General features: G+C 72.5%; 21 protein-coding genes and 2 pseudogenes. 14 read left to right on the plus strand and 9 right to left on the minus strand.

All coding sequences use genetic code 11. The features are described from left to right. The first annotated feature begins 144 nt into the window (after positions 1 to 144). Genes ABZS80_RS14835 through ABZS80_RS14845 form a run of 3 tightly spaced genes read left to right on the plus strand, consistent with a single transcriptional unit; the run spans position 145 to position 3,979 of the window. A complete protein-coding gene (locus ABZS80_RS14835) occupies positions 145 to 951 on the plus strand; it encodes a hypothetical protein (RefSeq protein WP_355056199.1) in 807 nt (268 codons plus the stop codon). A 10-nt stretch (positions 952 to 961) separates the two neighbouring features. Further along, entirely contained in the window at positions 962 to 2,872 is a 1,911-nt protein-coding gene (locus tag ABZS80_RS14840) for a fumarate reductase/succinate dehydrogenase flavoprotein subunit (protein WP_355056200.1), read from the plus strand. Positions 2,873 to 2,875: 3 nt separating this feature from the next. Continuing rightward, on the plus strand, positions 2,876 to 3,979 hold the full coding sequence (locus ABZS80_RS14845; protein WP_355056201.1) for a succinate dehydrogenase/fumarate reductase iron-sulfur subunit: 1,104 nt from the start codon (positions 2,876 to 2,878) through the stop codon (positions 3,977 to 3,979). An 85-nt stretch (positions 3,980 to 4,064) separates the two neighbouring features. Here ABZS80_RS14845 and ABZS80_RS14850 read toward each other — a convergent pair whose 3' ends face one another. Further along, positions 4,065 to 4,502, minus strand: coding sequence for a (deoxy)nucleoside triphosphate pyrophosphohydrolase (locus ABZS80_RS14850; RefSeq protein WP_355056202.1), 438 nt, complete (start codon positions 4,500 to 4,502; stop codon positions 4,065 to 4,067). Positions 4,503 to 4,686: 184 nt separating this feature from the next. Here ABZS80_RS14850 and ABZS80_RS14855 point away from each other — a divergent pair, with 184 nt between their 5' ends. The 4 genes from ABZS80_RS14855 to ABZS80_RS14870 all read left to right on the plus strand — a co-directional run bounded on the left by ABZS80_RS14855 (position 4,687) and on the right by ABZS80_RS14870 (position 6,643). Further along, entirely contained in the window at positions 4,687 to 4,995 is a 309-nt protein-coding gene (locus ABZS80_RS14855; RefSeq protein ID WP_151462084.1) for a 4a-hydroxytetrahydrobiopterin dehydratase, read from the plus strand. A gap of 130 nt (positions 4,996 to 5,125) precedes the next feature. Further along, a complete protein-coding gene (locus tag ABZS80_RS14860; RefSeq protein WP_355056203.1) occupies positions 5,126 to 5,440 on the plus strand; it encodes a hypothetical protein in 315 nt (104 codons plus the stop codon). Between the two features lie 113 nt (positions 5,441 to 5,553). Then, positions 5,554 to 5,916 carry a PH domain-containing protein gene (locus tag ABZS80_RS14865; protein WP_151462085.1) on the plus strand — a complete coding sequence of 121 codons (363 nt, stop codon included), beginning with the start codon at positions 5,554 to 5,556 and terminating at the stop codon, positions 5,914 to 5,916. 1 nt (position 5,917) lies between these two features. Continuing rightward, positions 5,918 to 6,643, plus strand: coding sequence for a class I SAM-dependent methyltransferase (locus ABZS80_RS14870; RefSeq protein ID WP_355056204.1), 726 nt, complete (start codon positions 5,918 to 5,920; stop codon positions 6,641 to 6,643). Between the two features lie 12 nt (positions 6,644 to 6,655). Here ABZS80_RS14870 and ABZS80_RS14875 read toward each other — a convergent pair whose 3' ends face one another. Next, positions 6,656 to 6,931, minus strand: a complete 276-nt coding sequence (locus ABZS80_RS14875) for a hypothetical protein (protein WP_355056205.1) — start codon at positions 6,929 to 6,931, stop codon at positions 6,656 to 6,658. Positions 6,932 to 6,992: 61 nt separating this feature from the next. Here ABZS80_RS14875 and ABZS80_RS14880 point away from each other — a divergent pair, with 61 nt between their 5' ends. From ABZS80_RS14880 to ABZS80_RS14895, 4 genes are all read left to right on the plus strand, one after another. After that, on the plus strand, positions 6,993 to 7,709 hold the full coding sequence (locus ABZS80_RS14880) for an ElyC/SanA/YdcF family protein (RefSeq protein ID WP_355056206.1): 717 nt from the start codon (positions 6,993 to 6,995) through the stop codon (positions 7,707 to 7,709). 33 nt (positions 7,710 to 7,742) lie between these two features. After that, a complete protein-coding gene (locus ABZS80_RS14885; RefSeq protein WP_355056207.1) occupies positions 7,743 to 8,111 on the plus strand; it encodes a hypothetical protein in 369 nt (122 codons plus the stop codon). A 43-nt stretch (positions 8,112 to 8,154) separates the two neighbouring features. Then, a complete protein-coding gene (locus ABZS80_RS14890; RefSeq protein WP_355056208.1) occupies positions 8,155 to 8,703 on the plus strand; it encodes a GNAT family N-acetyltransferase in 549 nt (182 codons plus the stop codon). A 201-nt stretch (positions 8,704 to 8,904) separates the two neighbouring features. Next, complete coding sequence (locus ABZS80_RS14895; protein ID WP_355056209.1) at positions 8,905 to 9,678, plus strand: hypothetical protein; 774 nt, start codon at positions 8,905 to 8,907, stop codon at positions 9,676 to 9,678. On the opposite strand, the gene ABZS80_RS14900 is transcribed toward ABZS80_RS14895, so the two are convergent. After that, a complete protein-coding gene (locus ABZS80_RS14900) occupies positions 9,670 to 9,903 on the minus strand; it encodes a hypothetical protein (RefSeq protein WP_355056210.1) in 234 nt (77 codons plus the stop codon). The genes ABZS80_RS14895 and ABZS80_RS14900 overlap by 9 nt on opposite strands. 121 nt (positions 9,904 to 10,024) lie before the next feature. Next, positions 10,025 to 10,144, minus strand: a pseudogene (locus tag ABZS80_RS14905) (pentapeptide repeat-containing protein); the annotation flags it as partial. 137 nt (positions 10,145 to 10,281) lie between these two features. On the opposite strand from ABZS80_RS14905, the gene ABZS80_RS14910 reads away from it, so the two are divergent. Continuing rightward, positions 10,282 to 11,247 (plus strand): aminoglycoside phosphotransferase family protein, encoded by a 966-nt coding sequence (locus ABZS80_RS14910; protein ID WP_355056211.1) that lies wholly within the window; start codon positions 10,282 to 10,284, stop codon positions 11,245 to 11,247. Between the two features lie 128 nt (positions 11,248 to 11,375). Then, a complete protein-coding gene (locus ABZS80_RS14915) occupies positions 11,376 to 12,152 on the plus strand; it encodes a hypothetical protein (protein WP_355056212.1) in 777 nt (258 codons plus the stop codon). A 23-nt stretch (positions 12,153 to 12,175) separates the two neighbouring features. On the opposite strand, the gene ABZS80_RS14920 is transcribed toward ABZS80_RS14915, so the two are convergent. From ABZS80_RS14920 to ABZS80_RS14935, 4 genes are all read right to left on the minus strand, one after another. Beyond that, the gene (locus tag ABZS80_RS14920) at positions 12,176 to 12,628 is read right to left on the minus strand and encodes a hypothetical protein (RefSeq protein WP_355056213.1); all 453 of its coding nucleotides are present in this window, start codon (positions 12,626 to 12,628) and stop codon (positions 12,176 to 12,178) included. A 77-nt stretch (positions 12,629 to 12,705) separates the two neighbouring features. Beyond that, positions 12,706 to 13,791, minus strand: coding sequence for a redox-regulated ATPase YchF (gene ychF / locus ABZS80_RS14925; RefSeq protein ID WP_151462104.1), 1,086 nt, complete (start codon positions 13,789 to 13,791; stop codon positions 12,706 to 12,708). A 36-nt stretch (positions 13,792 to 13,827) separates the two neighbouring features. Continuing rightward, complete coding sequence (locus ABZS80_RS14930; RefSeq protein WP_355056214.1) at positions 13,828 to 14,574, minus strand: peptidase E; 747 nt, start codon at positions 14,572 to 14,574, stop codon at positions 13,828 to 13,830. A 30-nt stretch (positions 14,575 to 14,604) separates the two neighbouring features. After that, positions 14,605 to 15,117, minus strand: coding sequence for a MarR family transcriptional regulator (locus ABZS80_RS14935; RefSeq protein ID WP_355056215.1), 513 nt, complete (start codon positions 15,115 to 15,117; stop codon positions 14,605 to 14,607). A 95-nt stretch (positions 15,118 to 15,212) separates the two neighbouring features. Here ABZS80_RS14935 and ABZS80_RS14940 point away from each other — a divergent pair. Next, positions 15,213 to 15,986: pseudogene (locus ABZS80_RS14940) on the plus strand (EamA family transporter); the annotation flags it as partial. Between the two features lie 158 nt (positions 15,987 to 16,144). Here ABZS80_RS14940 and ABZS80_RS14945 read toward each other — a convergent pair. Next, entirely contained in the window at positions 16,145 to 16,609 is a 465-nt protein-coding gene (locus ABZS80_RS14945; RefSeq protein WP_355056216.1) for a hypothetical protein, read from the minus strand. Positions 16,610 to 16,658: the final 49 nt, after the last annotated feature.

Here is a 16,658-nt window from a genome sequence, read left to right on the forward strand (position 1 = left end):
TGTGTCATTTAGCTGCACCGGTTCGCCGGTGCGGTCTGTGCGTGCGCAAGACGTGGCAGTGGACGCGGTCTCGCCGGTCCGCTGACCGGTACGGAAGGTGTGATCCGCCGCCCCCGCGAGGGCGCCGTCAGGGAGACGACTCGAATGACATCAACGGCAACGAGGCCGCGGGGAGCGCGGGGGCGCGCCGCCATCGCGGCGAAGACGTTGCGAACGGACCGCTGGTGGTTCGCGCCACTGATCACCGTCGTCGGGCTCAGCGCCTGGGTCATCTACGCGACGGTCCGGGTCTTCATGCACAAGTGGTACTGGGTGGACCAGTACCACTACCTGACGCCGTTCTACTCCCCCTGCGTCACCGAGCGGTGCGTCGAGGGGTCCTCGCACTTCGGCAGCTTCCTGCCCGGCTGGTGGATCATCCCGGACGCGGCGCTGACCCTGCCGTTCCTGCTGCTGTTCCGGCTCACCTGCTACTACTACCGCAAGGCCTACTACCGGTCGTTCTGGCTGTCGCCGCCGGCCTGCGCCGTGCCCGACGGGCACCAGGCGTACAGCGGTGAGACCCGGATCCCGCTGCTCGGCCAGAACCTGCACCGCTACTTCTTCTACGCCGCCGCGATCATCTCGCTGATCAACACCTACGACGCGATCTACGCGTTCCACTCGCCCAAGGGCTTCGGCTTCGGCCTGGGCAACCTCGTCCTGCTGCTCAACGTGGTGATGCTCTGGGCGTACACGATCTCCTGCCACTCCTGCCGGCACATCATCGGCGGGCGGCTCAAGCACTTCTCCAAGCACCCGCTGCGCTACCGGGCGTGGACCGGCGTGTCCTGGCTGAACGTCCGGCACATGCAGCTCGCCTGGATCACCCTCGGCACCCTGGCGCTGACCGACTTCTACGTCATGGCGGTGGCGGCCGGCTGGTTCAACGACCTGCGGTTCATCAACTGAGAGCCTGGACATGACTGAGACGCGAATCGAACGACACCACTACGACGTCGTCGTGATCGGGGCCGGCGGCGCCGGCCTGCGCGCGGCGATCGAGGCCCGGCTGGCCGGCAAGAAGACCGCGATCATCTCGAAGTCGCTGTTCGGCAAGGCCCACACGGTGATGGCCGAGGGCGGCGCCGCGGCCGCCATGGGCAACGTGAACTCCCGGGACAACTGGCAGGTGCACTTCCGGGACACCATGCGCGGCGGCAAGTTCCTCAACAACTTCCGGATGGCCGAGCTGCACGCGAAGGAGTCGCCGCAGCGGATCTGGGAGCTGGAGACGTACGGGGCGCTCTTCGACCGGACCAAGGACGGGAAGATCTCCCAGCGCAACTTCGGCGGCCACGAGTACCCGCGCCTCGCGCACGTGGGCGACCGGACGGGCCTGGAGCTGATCCGCACCCTCCAGCAGAAGATCGTCTCCCTCCAGCAGGAGGACAAGCGGGACCACGGCGACTACGAGGCCCGCATCAAGGTCTTCTCCGAGACCACCATCACGGAGCTGCTGCTCGACGGCGACCGGGTCGCCGGCGCGTTCGGCTACTTCCGTGAGTCCGGCGACTTCGTCCTCTTCGAGGCCCCCGCCGTGGTCCTGGCGACCGGCGGCGTCGGCCGCTCCTACAAGGTCACCTCGAACTCCTGGGAGTACACGGGGGACGGTCACGCGCTCGCGCTGCGCGCCGGGGCGACCCTCATCAACATGGAGTTCCTCCAGTTCCACCCGACCGGCATGGTCTGGCCGCCCTCGGTGAAGGGCATCCTGGTCACCGAGTCGGTCCGCGGTGACGGCGGCGTCCTCAAGAACTCCGAGGGCACGCGGTTCATGTTCGACTACGTCCCCGACGTCTTCCGCAAGCAGTACGCGGAGACCGAGGAGGAGGCGGACCGCTGGTACACCGACCCGGACAACAACCGGCGTCCGCCGGAGCTGCTGCCCCGCGACGAGGTCGCCCGCGCCATCAACAGCGAGGTCAAGGCCGGTCGGGGTACGCCGGCCGGCGGCGTCTTCCTGGACATCGCGTCCCGGCGCTCGGCCGAGGAGATCCGTCGCCGTCTGCCGTCGATGTACCACCAGTTCAAGGAGCTGGCCGACGTCGACATCACCGCCGAGCCGATGGAGGTCGGCCCGACCTGCCACTACGTGATGGGTGGCGTCGAGGTGGACCCGGACTCCGGCGCGGCGTACGGCACCGTGCGCGGGCTCTTCGCGGCCGGTGAGGTCTCCGGCGGCATGCACGGCTCCAACCGGCTCGGCGGCAACTCGCTGTCGGACCTGCTGGTCTTCGGCAAGCGGGCGGGCGGCCACGCCGCCTCGTACGCCGACCAGCTGACCTCGCGCCCGGCGGTGTCGGTGGCGGCCGTGGAGGCCGCGGTGGAGACGGCGCTGGCCCCGCTGCAGCGGGACACCGGCGAGAGCCCGTACGTCCTCCAGCAGGACCTCCAGGCCGTCATGGGCGATCTGGTCGGCATCATCCGGCGGGAGGGTGAGCTGGTCGACGCGCTGCGCCGGCTGGCCGAGCTGCGGGAGCGGGTGGCGAAGGTGAGCGCGGCCGGCGGCCGGCGCTACAACCCGGGCTGGCACCTCGCCCTCGACCTGCGCAACATGCTGGTCGTCTCGGAGTGCACCGCGAAGGCCGCCCTGGAGCGGCAGGAGTCGCGCGGTGGGCACACCCGGGAGGACCACCCGGCCATGGACCCGAAGTGGCGCCGGGTGAACCTCGTCTGCGCGCTGGACGGCGACACGGTCCGGCTGACCCGGAAGCCGCTGCCGAAGATGCGCTCCGAGCTGATCTCGCTGTTCGACCGGGCCGAGCTGGCCAAGTACCTGACCGACGAGGAACTCGCCGAGTTCGACGCCCTCACCGAGGAGGAGCGCTGAGGAATGGGAACTGACAACACGCAGGCGGCCGGCAAGCCGGGCGCGAAGCGGCCCTTCCGCATCTGGCGGGGCGATGAGAACGGCGGCGAGCTGCGCGACTACACGGTCGAGGTGAACGAGGGCGAGGTCGTCCTCGACGTGATCCACCGCCTCCAGGCCACCGACGCGCCGGACCTGGCGTGCCGGTGGAACTGCAAGGCCGGCAAGTGCGGCTCCTGCTCCATGGAGATCAACGGCAAGCCCCGGCTGAGCTGCATGACCCGGATGTCGACCTTCGAGGAGGGGGAGACCGTCACGGTCACCCCGCTGCGCACCTTCCCGGTCATCCGGGACCTGGTCACCGACGTCTCGTTCAACTACGAGAAGGCGCGGGAGACCCCGGCGTTCGCGCCGCCGGCCGACGTGGCCCCGGGCGACTACCGGATGCAGCAGGTCGACGTCGAGCGCTCGCAGGAGTTCCGCAAGTGCATCGAGTGCTTCCTCTGCCAGAACGTCTGCCACGTGATCCGCGACCACGAGGAGAACAAGCAGGCGTTCTCCGGTCCCCGGTTCTTCATCCGGGCCGCCGAGCTGGACATGCACCCGCTCGACGCGAAGACCGACCGCAAGGAGTACGCGCAGTCCGAGATGGGACTCGGCTTCTGCAACATCACCAAGTGCTGCACCGAGGTCTGCCCCGAGCACATCAAGATCACCGACAACGGGATCATCCCCATGAAGGAGCGGGTCGTCGACCGCAGGTACGATCCCCTTGTGTGGCTTGGTAGCAAGATCTTCCGGAGGGGTCAGGTGCCTCAGACCAGCGTGACCAGCGGGCATTCGAGTGGCGCCGTGACCGCCAGCGGAGCCCACGGCGGGGTGCACTCGCACGCCGGCGGCTCGCACGACGCGGCGGCCGAGCGGCAGGCGCAGCAGGGCGTCAACTGGCACCGCGAGGTGCCGCACCCGACCGCCCCCGCGGTCGACGTCAACGGCAAGCTGCCGCTGACCGAACTGACCTTCGACCGGGCCGCCGCGCCGTCGCCGTTCGGTGACGACGTGACCTTCCCGCTGCCCCCGGAGCACCTGAACTTCGCCCACCCGCAGCAGGACGAGCCGAAGCACTGAGCAGCACGCCGACAACGATGACGGGGGCCGCGGCACATGCCGCCGGCCCCCGTTCCGTTTCCGTCCCCGCGTCCGGTTCCGCCGGTCAGGAGCCGGCGAGCAGCGGGCGCAGGGCGGCGACGATCGGCACGTCAGCCGGCAGCCAGGGGACGCTGTCGAGTTCGCCGGCCGCGAGCCAGCGCAGCTCCAGGTGCTCCAGGGCCTTCGGCTGGTCACCGTGGAGGAGGCGGGCCACGTACACCCGGAGGACGGAACGGCCGTGGGCCATCCGGACGTCGCGGCCGACCCGCGCGCCGATCTCCACGCGGACGCCGAGTTCCTCGGCGCACTCCCGGATCAACGCGTCGGTTTCGGTCTCCCCCGGCTCCACCTTGCCGCCGGGGAACTCCCAGCGCCCGGCCACCTCCGGCGGCGCGGACCGCGCACAGGCCAGGACCCTGCCGTCCACGACGATGGCCGCGCCGACGACAACCCTCGGCTCCCGCCGGTCCTGCCCGTTCCCGCTAACCCGTTCGGTCTGCACGGCCGTCCAGCGTGCCAGATCAATCGGCGGTTTGGGTAGCTGAGTCGACCGTCAGGTCAGCAGAACACGGAAGTGTGGGCGTGGACACACCATCTGTGCGACGACAGACTGGAGGGCGTCGACAGGGACACGGGATGGCGACGATTTGGCCACAAGCCGGCAACGACGCCTGGGAGGTGCGGTGATGCGCGTGCTGTTCAACGGCCGGGCGAAACACGACTACCTCAGCGATGCGCTCGCCCTGCTGTCCGGTTGGACCCGGGAGGGTGAACAGATCCGCCGGACGCTCGTCATCGACGACACCCAGCACGCCGCGCTCACCGAGCGCGTCGCGGTGGTCGCCGACGCGCTGCGGCTGCGTCCGGAGATCAGCCGCAGGGCCGACCGCACCCAGATCAGGGTGGGCCACGGCGACGGCGAGCCGCTGACCGAGGGCGAGGTCCTGCTGGCGGCGCGCATCGAGGACGCGGTCCGCGCGGTCACCGACCTCTGAGCGCTCTCCTGAAAGATCCCTGAAAGTTTCTGGTTAGCAACTAAATCCTCCGGGGTAGGACTTCCGGCACAGGGAACCGCAAAGGCTCCCGAAGACGACGAAATGTGCCAAACCCCTTGAGGAGCTGACCATGACGACGCCCACCGCCACCGACCGGGCCACCGACCACGTCGAACGCGACGTCCGGCACCTGCACCGGCACGGCGAGGAGACCAAGCCGGCGTGGAAGACCACCGAGCTGGCGGTCTACCTGCTCGCCGTCATCGGCGTCCTGATCGCCTCGAACGCCGTCGGCGACGGCGCCGCGAACAACGGCGGCGACTACTTCGCCGCGGACAAGGCCTGGTGGTACATCGCCCTGCTGACCGTCGGCTACCTGATCAGCCGGGGCCTGGCCAAGGCCGGCAGCCGCAGCCGGGACCACGACCCGCGCGTCGACCACTGACCCCCGGACCCCGGCAGCCCCCGTCCACGAGGACGGGGGCTGCCGCCGTTCCACCGGGACGCCGGCGGGCTGGCGGGCTGGCGGGCTGGCGGGCCCCGCCTACCGTCGGGGGCATGGCCGATCCGACGTACGACCGCAAGGAACAGTTCCAGCAGATCCAGAGCGGGCTCCTGCCCGGCGAGCAGATCATCGCCGTCTACGACGCCGTCGGCACGGGCACCGGGTTCATCGGCCTGACCGACCGGCGGGTCGTCATCCAGGACCGCTCCTTCGTCGGAAAGCGGTACGCCATCACCAGCATCCCGTATGCGAAGATCACCAGCGTGAGCGTGGTGAGCAACAAGTCGTGGGGCGGCTCGTTCTTCTCCACCGGGGCCATCGCCATCCACGTCGGCACGCACACGTACGAGGTGGAGTTCCGGGGCGCGCAGAAGAGCCACCACGTGCACAACGTCATCCTCCACCACATCTCCTGACGTGCCGGTCGACCTGTCCGCCGCGCTCTACGACGCGGACAACGCGTGGGGGCGCGACGACGAGTTCTTCCTGCGCTTCGTCGGGCGGGCGCCGACCCGGGTCCTCGACCTGGGGTGCGGCACCGGGCGGCTCACCCTGGCCCTGGCCGCCGCCGGCCACCGGGTCACCGGCGTCGACCCGGAGCCGGGGTCGCTCGCCGCCGCCCGGGCCAAACCCGGCGGTGACCGGGTCACCTGGCTCGCCGGCACCGCCACCGACCTGCCCGACGCGGCGTACGACGTGGCCGTGCTGACCAGCCACGTGGCGCAGGAGATCCTCGACGACGGGACGTGGGCGCAGACCCTCCGCCACCTGCGGCGGACCCTGGTCGACGGCGGCCGGCTGGCGTTCGACTCGCGCGACCCGGCCGCGCGGCGCTGGGAGCGCTGGAACCCCACCGACTCACTCCGCCGGCGCACCCTGCCGGACGGCACGACGGTGGACGCCTGGACCGAGCTGACCGCCGTGCGCGACGGCCTGGTGAGCTTCCTGCACCACTACCTGCTGCCCGACGGCGCGGAGCTGCGCAACCCCGGCACGCTGCGCTTCCGCACCGAGACGGAGCTGCGGACCGCCCTAGCCGGGGCCGGCTTCACCGTCGAGCGGGTGCTCGGCGGCTGGGCCGGGGAGCCGGTCGGCGCGGGCGACGACGGAGAGCTGATCGTGCTCGCCCGCGCCGCACGGTGACCCGGGCGGGAGTCAGCGCCGGTACGCCAGCTTGAAGTCGAGCGCCCAGTCGGTGCCGTCGGCGGACCGCTCCCAGCGGCCGTCCATGGCGGCGCCGTCCACGCCCAGCGTCCCGATGAACCGCTGGTGGAAGCCGGACGCCTCCCGCCACATCCGCCACACGAACCGGCCCTCCTCCACCCAGCTGAACTCCGTCCAGCCGGCACCGAGACCCTCGACCTCCGGCTGCACGGTCCACCGGCCGACCAGCACGTCGAGCCGTGCGAGCGCCGGGTGCCGCTTCCCCATGTCGTCCCTCCTCCTGCCGCCGGGAACCCGGTGGGCGCCGCCGCCTGACAGAATCGCCCGCATGCGGGGGCTGTTCGTGAGGGTCAGGGGCTGGTGCACCGACCGCAGACCGACCGTACGCCGGATCCGCCGTACCGTGGTGGCGGTCGTGGCCGGCGCGGCGCTGCTGGCCGCCGGCACCGGGGCCAGCGTGGCCTGGGTCCGGGCCGGCGCGGAGGGCCACGTGTTCACCGAGGCCGACGTGCCGGAGGCCCCGGTCGCCCTGGTCCTGGGCACCAAGGTGGAGGCCGACGGCGCCCCGTCGCCGTTCCTCGCCGCCCGGCTGGAGATCGCGCAGCGGCTCTTCGCCGCCGGCAAGGTCCGGGTCATCCTGGTCTCCGGCGACCACATGAACGACGACTACGACGAGCCCGACGCCATGCGCCGCTGGCTGGTCGACCGGGGCGTGCCGGCGGAGAAGGTGGTGCTCGACCACGCCGGCTTCGACACCTACGACTCCTGCGCCCGGGCCCGGCGCATCTTCGGCGTGGAGCGGGCGACCGTGGTGACCCAGTCCTTCCACCTCCCCCGCGCCGTGTCGGTCTGCCGGCACCTCGGCGTGGCCGCCAACGGCGTGGGCGACGACACCGCCCGCCGGTACGCGGAACGCTGGCGGGTCAGCGCCACCCGGGAGTACGGCGCCTGCGTCAAGGCCACGGTGGACGTGGTCTCCGGCCGCGATCCCGTCCACCTGGGCCGCCGCGAGACCGGAGTGGACGACGCCCTGCGCGCGGGGTGACGTGCGGCCGCCCGCCGGCGGTAGGGTCGCGGCGTGGTGAAGCTGGCCGAGGGGACCCTCGCGGCGGTCGGTCGGATGACGGTCGCGGCGACCGAGCTGGAACACGTGCTGTCCCGGCTCGGCGCGGGCGAGGCGGACGCCGACGAGATCTTCGCGCGGGCCGGAGCGCCGCTGCGCGCGGCCCGCGAGGCGGCGCGGTCCGCGCCCCCGGCGATCCGCGTGGAGTACGCGAGTCTGGTCGAGGGGGCGGCCACCCAGCTGGCCGTGGGCCACGCCGCGCTGCGGGCCGTGTGGCGCGGCGGCCGGACCGATCCGGCGCTGTTCGACGAGATCACCGCGCGGCTGCTGCGCTGCCGGGACGTCCTGCACGACCGGATCCTCACTCCACAGGGGACCGACTAGCCGGGGCTTCGCCGCGGTCGCTCGCCGGCGCTATCGTCGTCGGATGCCCGAGCTGATCGCGCCCACCGTCCGGCTGCACCCCGCCTGGCTGGCGGCCCATCGGGAGTGGGGTCCCGGCCCTCACGAGGACGGTTTCGGGCTCCGTCCCACCGACGAGGTGGTCTCCCCGGCCGGGTTCGCGGCCTGGGTCGCCCGGTTGACCGACGAGTCGGACCGGACTCCGGGCCCGGGCGGGGTGCGGTGCACGTACCGGTGGATCGTCGAGGACGAGACGGTGCTCGGCGGGATCGCGCTGCGGCACGAACTCGACGACGCCCTGCTGCGGGTCGCGGGCCACATCGGCTACGGCATCCGGCCCTCGGCCCGGCGGCGGGGCCTGGCCACCTGGGCGCTGGGCCGGATGCTCGACGAGGCCCGTGCGCTCGGCCTGGAGCGGGTGCTGCTCGTCTGCGCCGACGGCAACACCGCCTCGGCGCGCACCATCGAGCGCCAGGGTGGCGTCCTCGAGGACATCCGGGACACCGGGCTGGGCGCCGCCCGGCGCTACTGGATCACGCTCCAGACGCCACGCACGCGCCCCCACCCGGGCTGAACGTCCTGGTACATTCGCGCTTCGCCTCGATCGAAAGAGGAACTGCGCATGACCGGCACGGGGGCCGAATCGGGCGCGGGACCGGCGATGGAGCCGGTGCCGGGCACTGGAGCAGCCGATCCTTCCCCACCTCACCCACTCGGGCAGCCGCCGTCGAGCTACGGGCCGCCGCAGTGGGTGCCGCCGGCGGGAGAGCAGCCGGTGCCGTTCGCGCCGCAGCCGCCGGTGCCGTGGGCGCCGCCACCCGGCCCGCGCAACCGCACCCTCGTCGTCGCCGCCGTCATCGTGGGTGTGGTGCTGCTGGTGGGCTGCCTCGGCCTGACCGGCGGCATGCTCCTGCTGCGCTCCGCGACGACCACCGCCTCCGGACCGGCCCGGGAGGCGCCAGCGGCGCCCACCACCGAACACAGCCCCGGCGCAACCCCCGAACCGGAGGCCAGCGAGGAGCCGGTGCAGCAGGGGCCCGAGGCCAGCGCGTACCCGGCCGAGGAGATCTCCGACCTGAACCGGGTGTGCGACGACGGGGTCTTCTACCCGCAGTCGCCGAAACGCGCCGGCAAGGCGCCGCACCCGGTCGTGCTGCTCATCGGGAACGGCTCGGGCCTGCGCTACCAGAACGGCACCTACTACTTCTCGCAGGGCCTGTCGAAGAAGGTGGAGCAGACCTGGGCGCCGGAGTCACCCACGAAGGTGCAGATGGTCGCCTGCCTGGACCGGGTCAGCACCGGCACGACGATCCGCCGCTGCAAGTACGACGACCCGAAGCCACTGACGTTGACGCTGCTGCGGGCGAGCTGGCGACTTCGGGTGTACGAGGTGTCGACGGGCCGCAAGCTGCTCGAGAAGGCCATGACCGGCGACGACCAGGCATGCCCGTACGTGGTCCTGGCCGGCCCGGACAAGAAGATCTACGCCGAGGTCAGCGACCGGGCCGCCGTGGCCGCGCTCCGCAAGCTGGTGAACGGGTCAGCCTGAACCCGCCCCGCATGCCTCCAGCGCGTCCAGGTCACGCTCCGCGTAGAGCCGGTGCTCCCACTCCTCGTTGAGGACGACGAGCAGGCACTCACGGACCGGGTAGCTGCGGGGTCGCGGCCAGCCCGGGCCCTCCACCGGCTCGGTGTGGCCGTCCAGTGACTCGTGGGTCAGCCCCTCGATGACCCGGCGCACGGTGGACATCCGGTCGCGGCGCAGCGCGAGCACCGTGTCGAGCGAGGGCCGCGCGCCCCGGTCGCGGCCCGACGTCGACGGCGTTGATCGTCAGGTTCTCGATCTCGCCGTGGATGTCGACGCCGACCAGCTCGACCCCCCGCATGGTGACCCCGCTCAGGTCGACGCCACGGAACCGGGCGCCGGACAGGTCGACGGCGCGGAGCTCGGCGCCGCTGAGGTCGACGTGCTCGAACCGAGAGCCGCGCAGATCGGCGTCGGTGAATTCAGCCACGCCAGCAGGCTAACCGCGACGCCCGACACTTCGCGCCCCGCAGAACGCGGCGGCGCACGCACCACGGTCCCGGCGCTCGCCCGATCGGCGGGCGAAATGGCCTTGCCGGCCGGTCGAGCGGCTGCGACGCTGCGACCGTGCTCGACAAGCCGGACGTCGACGAGCGGTTGCTGGCGGCCGAGGTGGCCGCCGCCTGGGGCGTGGACATCGCCGACCTCGTCTTCATGCCCGTCGGACTCGACGTGAACGCATGGGCGTACCGGGTGGACACGTCCGACGGCGAGCGCTACTTCGTGAAGCTGCGCCGCGGCGAGTACACCCCCGCCGCCGTCCTGCTGCCCGGTTTCCTCCGCGCGCACGGGGTTCGGCAGGTCGTCGCGCCGATCGACCTGCCGGACGGCGGGGCCAGCCACGGCTTCGGCGACCACCGGCTGCTGCTCTACCCGTTCCACGACGGCGGCAGCCTGTGGGGCCGCGGCCTCACCGAGCGCCAGTGGATCGAGTACGGCGAGTTCCTGGGTCGGCTGCACGCGGTCACGCCGAGCGCCGACATCGCCGCCGTCCTGCCCGTCGAGACCTGGCGATCGAGCGCCGGCGAGCGGCTACGGGCCCTCGGCGAGCGGGCTGCGGCGAGCCAGGTTCTCGGCGCCTTCTGGGACCGGTACGGCGCCGCGCTGCGGCGGTTGTCCGCGACGGTCGACGACCTCGCCTCCCGCGTGACGCACGGTCGACACGTCGTGTGCCACGCCGACATCCACCCCGGCAACCTGATCGCCGACGGGGACGGTCCACTGCACGTCGTGGACTGGGATGCGCCGATCCTCGCGCCGCGCGAGCGGGACCTGATGTTCGTCTTCAGCCAGGACTTCGGCGACCACCCGATCGACGCGCACTGCGCCGAACTCTTCCGCCGAGGCTACGGCCCGCTGGAGCCGGACCAGACCCTGCTGAGCTACTACCGCAGCGAACGGCACCTCGACGATGTCGCCGTCTTCCTGGAGAGCATCCTCAACTCCGAGGCCAGCGCGGAATCCCGCGCGAACGACCTGCACTGGCTCACCCGCATCGCCGAGACCGTCGCCGGCCCCGGCTACGCGCCCTGACCCGCACCCGACCAGACGGTGAGGCGGGCCGGGAGCAGCCACAGTTCGAGCACGATCCCGGGTCCGGGACAGCGCCTATCGGTCCGGATAGGAGAGTCTGACGGAAAGGGCAGAACGGGGGCAGGGACGTGGAGAAGAACACCGTGCACATCGACGAGCAGCCGGGCGGCTTTGGTGGGGCGACCTTCGACGCGCTCCGGCGTTCCGTCGGGACGCGGCCCCGGCGATGGCTGATCACGATCACTCTGCTGCTGGGCCTGCTGGCCGCCGTCGCGATGGCCACGGCAGGGCAATCGGAGGACCGCACCTTTGCCACCCTCTCGGACATGGTGCAGAGCCTGATGTCGGTGACGGTGCCGTTCCTCGGCGTCCTGCTGGCTCACGACCTGCGCCGGGCACCCCGCACCACCCGGCCCGCACCGACCCTGCTGGCGGCGACGCTCCTGGCCGCCGCCGTCGGACTCTTCGGCGTCCTGGTGTGCGCCGCCGCTCTCGCGCTCGCACCGTCGGGCACCGCCCCGACCCCCTGGCGGCACGCCGCAACCATCGCGCTGGGCGGCGTGCTCGTGCAGATCGTCGCCCAACTGGTGGGGACCGGGCTCGGCTTGCTACTGCGGCCCGCTGTCCTCGCATGCCTCGCCACCATCGTGCTGCCGCTGGGCCTCTGGGCCGTGCTGGGCGGGATCGACGTCCTCCAGCCCGCGCAGGCCTTCACCCCCTACGCCACGGTCCGGAACCTGCTCTCGGGCCGGATGAGCGCAGCGAACTGGGCCCAGTGGCTCGTCGTACTCCTGATCTGGGGTGTCGGTCTGAACATCGTCGGCCTGGCCCGGCTCAAGCGGCGGAAGCTGGACGGCGAGACCACGCCGGACGGCACCGCGCACGATCCAGCTCCGGCGGTGTGACGGCGTCCGCCCAGGCGGTGCGTCTACCGGGTGGGTGAGACACCGGGTGACGACTCCGGGCAGGTGTCGAGGAGCGGCTGCCAGGTGTTGGTCAATTCCGCCGTGGCCGATGCCCGCCCATCAGCGACCGCGTCGAGGGCATCGGCTGCCCGGCTCAGAGCTGCTTCCAGCTCCCGGCTACTCGCGTGGACGGCGACCGGACGGAGGTCACGAGCCCACGCCTGAAAGTAGGCCACCTTCGCCGCGCTTGCCGCGCCTGGCTTCCCGTTGCCCGCGTAGTCCGCCTGCACCGCCTGCACGTAGGCGAGCCGCTCCGGGGAATCGCCGTTCGAGTAACGGTCGAAGACCGTGCGGAAGTCGCCACAGACCTGCGCTGTGTTGTCGACCGGGTCCGGGGCACCCACGGATGATGTGCCGCACCCGGCGGGGATCAACCCGAGAACCACGACAGCAGGCGTCACAAGCCAGCGGCGCATCGCCCACCCTCTCCAAGATCGGCCACAGACTAGCCGACGCCTGTCAGGACGGCCTGACCTGCGGAGATGGGCCGGTTTCAGACGTTGAAGCGGAACTCCACCACGTCGCCGTCCTGCATGACGTACTCCTTGCCCTCGATCCGGACCTTGCCGGCGGCCTTCGCCGCCGCCATGGATCCGGCCTCGACCAGGTCGGCGTAGGAGACCACCTCGGCCTTGATGAAGCCGCGCTGGAAGTCGCTGTGGATGACCCCGGCGGCCTCCGGCGCGGTGGCGCCGACCGGGACGGTCCAGGCCCGCGCCTCCTTCGGGCCGGCCGTCAGGTACGTCTGGAGCCCCAGCGTGCGGAAGCCCACCCGGACGAGCTGGTCCAGCCCCGGCTCGGACTGCCCGATCGACTCCAGCAGCTCGCGGGCCTCCTCCTCGGGCAGGTCCACCAGCTCGGACTCGATCTTGGCGTCCATGAAGACCGCCTCGGCCGGGGCGACCAGGCCGCGCAGCTCGTCGAGGAACTCGGCGTTGCCCAGCTCGGCCTCGTCGACGTTGAAGACGTAGAGGAACGGCTTCGTGGTGAGCAGGTGCAGCTCGCGCAGGTGTTCCAGCTCGATCTTGGCGGCGGCGGCGCCCGCGTACAGGGTGGTGCCGCCGTCGAGGACCTCGACGGCCTTCTTGGCGGCCTCGACGGCGGCGGCCCGGTCCTTGCGGAGCTTGGCCTCCTTCTCCAGCCGGGGCAGCGCCTTCTCCAGCGTCTGGATGTCAGCCAGGATCAGCTCGGTGTTGATCGTCTCGATGTCGTCGGCCGGGGAGACCTTGCCGTCGACGTGCACCACGTTCGGGTCGGAGAAGGCCCGCACGACCTGGCAGATCGCCGAGGCGTCGCGGATGTTGGCCAGGAACGCGTTGCCCCGGCCCTGCCCCTTGGAGGCGCCCCGGACCAGGCCGGCGATGTCGACGAACGAGACCGGCGCCGGCAGCACCTTCTGCGAGGAGAAGATCTCGGCGAGCGTAGCCAGCCGCTCGTCGGGGAGCCCGACCACGCCGACGTTCGGCTCGATGGTGGCGAACGGGTAGTTCGCCGCGAGCACGTCGTTCTTGGTCAGCGCGTTGAACAGGGTGCTCTTGCCCACGTTGGGCAGGCCGACGATGCCGATGGTGAGACTCACGACGAGCCAGCTTACGCGGTTGGCGGCGGGAACCGGTCAGGCGGGCCCGGCGGGCAGCAGCCGGGGCTCGATCCGGGTCTCCCGCACGGTGCCGTCCTCGGCGCGGGCCAGCTCGTACGCGGCCACGCCCTCCCGGTCGGCCACGGCCTCGGCCAGCCGCGTGCCCCGGTAGATCAGCCCGACCCCGTCGTCCGTGCAGTGGCTGGTCGGCAGCGTGCCGTCGGCGACGAGCCGGTGCATGAGCGGCCGGCGCTGGTCCTCGCTGTCGTAGTGCACGCCGTTGCCGTACGGGAGCCAGCCGAGCCCGTCGGTGAAGGGGCGCAGGGTGGGGCCGTAGCTGTCGGTGGCGCCACCGAGGTGCCAGCAGATCGACCCGGCGGAGACCCCGCCCAGCACCACGCCGGCCTCCCAGCACTCGCGCAGGATGTCCGGCAGGCCGTGCACCCGCCACACCGCGCAGAGGTTGGCCACGCTGCCGCCGCCGACCCAGATGATGTCCTGGGCGAGCAGGTGGGCGCGGATGTCCTCGACGTTGGGCATCGGGTAGAGCGCCAGGTGGGAGGGGCGGAACCGGGTGCCGGCGAACGCGCCGTAGAAGACGGTGAACGAGGTGGGCTGGTCGCCGACCGCCTGGTTGAGGTAGCAGATCCGGGGCGCCTCGCCGGCCTGCGCCAACTCGGCCATCAGGTCGAAGAGCTGGCTGGGCCGGGCGTCCCACGGGCCGCGGTGCCGGCTGAAGAAACCCATGCTGGTGGCGACGATGGTCGGTTCACTGGCGGGCATGGCCGTCCTTCCGGTCGGTGCTGATGGAGATCATCCTGCCCGATCCGCCGGCTCCGCCTCGACCGCGGCGAGCAATGTGCGCAGCAGATCGGCCAGCCGGTCCTGGTCGGCGGGGGGCAGCGCGTCGAGGAACTGCCGCTGCACCTCCAGCCCGGCCTCGGCCGACTCCTCGACCACCCGGCGGCCGGCGTCGGTGAGACTGACCCGCAGCGCCCGCCGGTCGGCCGGGTCGGGCGAGCGCCGGACCAGCCCGGCCCGCTCCAGCCGGTCGAGCCGGCCGGTCATCCCGCCGGAGGTGAGCATCAGCGCGGCCGCGAGCGCCTTCGGCGCCAGGGTGTACGGCGCGCCGGACCGGCGCAGCGCGGCGAGCACGTCGAAGTCGCCCCGGCCGATGCCCCAGCCGGCGTACACCTTCTCCTGGCGGTCGCCGACCAGCCGGGCCAGCCGGTAGATGCGGCCGAAGACGGCCATCGGCTCGGGCCGCATGCCGGCCCGCTCCCGGCGCCACTGCTCGACGATCAGGTCCACGTCGTCGGTTGCCACGGCTGTCGATTGTGCCCCACCTCGCACTTCCGCTTTTACTCGGCACTGACTAGCTTAGCGCTAAGCTACTTAGCATCGAGGAAAGGAGGTCGGTCGTGACCCGCCGCTGGACCGACATCGCGCTCACCGCCGTCGCCCCGACCGTCTGGGGCACCACCTACCTGGTCACGGCCGAGCTGCTGCCCGCCGGCCGGCCGCTCTGGTCCGGCGCGATCCGCGCCCTGCCGGCCGGCCTCCTGCTGCTCGCGCTGACCCGCCGGCTGCCGCGCGGCGTCTGGTGGGGGCGCGCCGCCCTGCTCGGCGCGCTCAACATCGGCGCGTTCTTCCCACTGCTCTTCGTCGCCGCGTACCGGCTGCCCGGCGGCACCGCGGCCGTGCTCGGGGCCGCCCAGCCACTGCTGGTCGCCGCGCTCACCGTCGCCCTGCTCCGGGACCGGCCCGGCCGGCCGGCGCTGCTCGCCGCGCTGGCCGCCCCGGCCGGGGTCGCCCTCGTGGTGCTGCGGCCGGGCGCCGGCCTCGACCCGCTGGGCGTCGCCGCCGGCCTGGCCGGCACCGCGGCCATGGCCGCCGGCCTGGTGCTCACCCGCCGCTGGGGCCGGCCGCCCGGGGTGGGCACCCTCGCCGCGACCAGCTGGCAGCTCGTCGCCGGCGGCCTGCTGATCGTGCCGGTCGCCGCCGCCGTCGAGGGCGCGCCGCCCACGCCGGACGGGCCGGCCCTGCTCGGGTACGCCTGGCTCGGGCTGGTCGGCACCGCGCTGGCGTACGCGCTGTGGTTCCGGGGCGCGGCCCGGCTGCCGGTCACCCGGGTGTCGGTGCTCGGCGCGCTCAGCCCGTTGACCGCCGCGACCCTCGGCTGGCTGGTGCTCGGCCAGGCGCTCGACCCGACCCAGCTCGCCGGCTTCGCGGTGGCCGTCGCCGCCATGGTGCTCGGCCAGCTCCCCGGACGGACCACGCCGGGCGAGCGGGGCGGCCAGCCGGCACTGCCCGGCCAGCTCACCGGAGCGGCCTCGCCCGGTGGAGGCCCCCGTCAGCCGGCGCGCAGGCGGCGCCAGTCGTCGAGCGGGACGTCGGCGGCCACGCCCTCGGGCAACGCCCCGGGCGGCAGCTCCGCCGCCGCCGCGAGCGGCAGGGTGAACCGGTGCGCCGCGGACGGCACGGCCGCGTGCGACTGGTCCAGCAGCCAGCGCACCTCGTCGACCGTCCAGCCCAGCCCGGCCCGGCCGGCGAGCTCCCGGACCAGCCGCAGGCCGACACGCGTGTCGTCGTCGTAGAAGCGCATGCACCAGTGGTGGGCCCACATGCCGAGCGCGCGGAGCCCGGGCGCGTCGAGGGAGCTGACCAGCCGACCGCACGCGGTGTCGGCGAAGGCCCGCCCCGGGTCGTCGGCCCGGTCCCGCTCGATCGCCCCGTACGCGGCCGGGGCCACCACCCGCATCCGGTCGTAGAAGCCCTGCACCACCGCCGCGTCCAGCCGTGCCCGCCCCGACCGCATCAGCGGACACCCCGCCCGGCCACGCTCGCCATGCCCCGCACCTTTTCTT

This window comes from Micromonospora sp. NPDC005305 (genome assembly GCF_040607315.1).
Taxonomy (GTDB): Bacteria; Actinomycetota; Actinomycetes; order Mycobacteriales; family Micromonosporaceae; genus Micromonospora.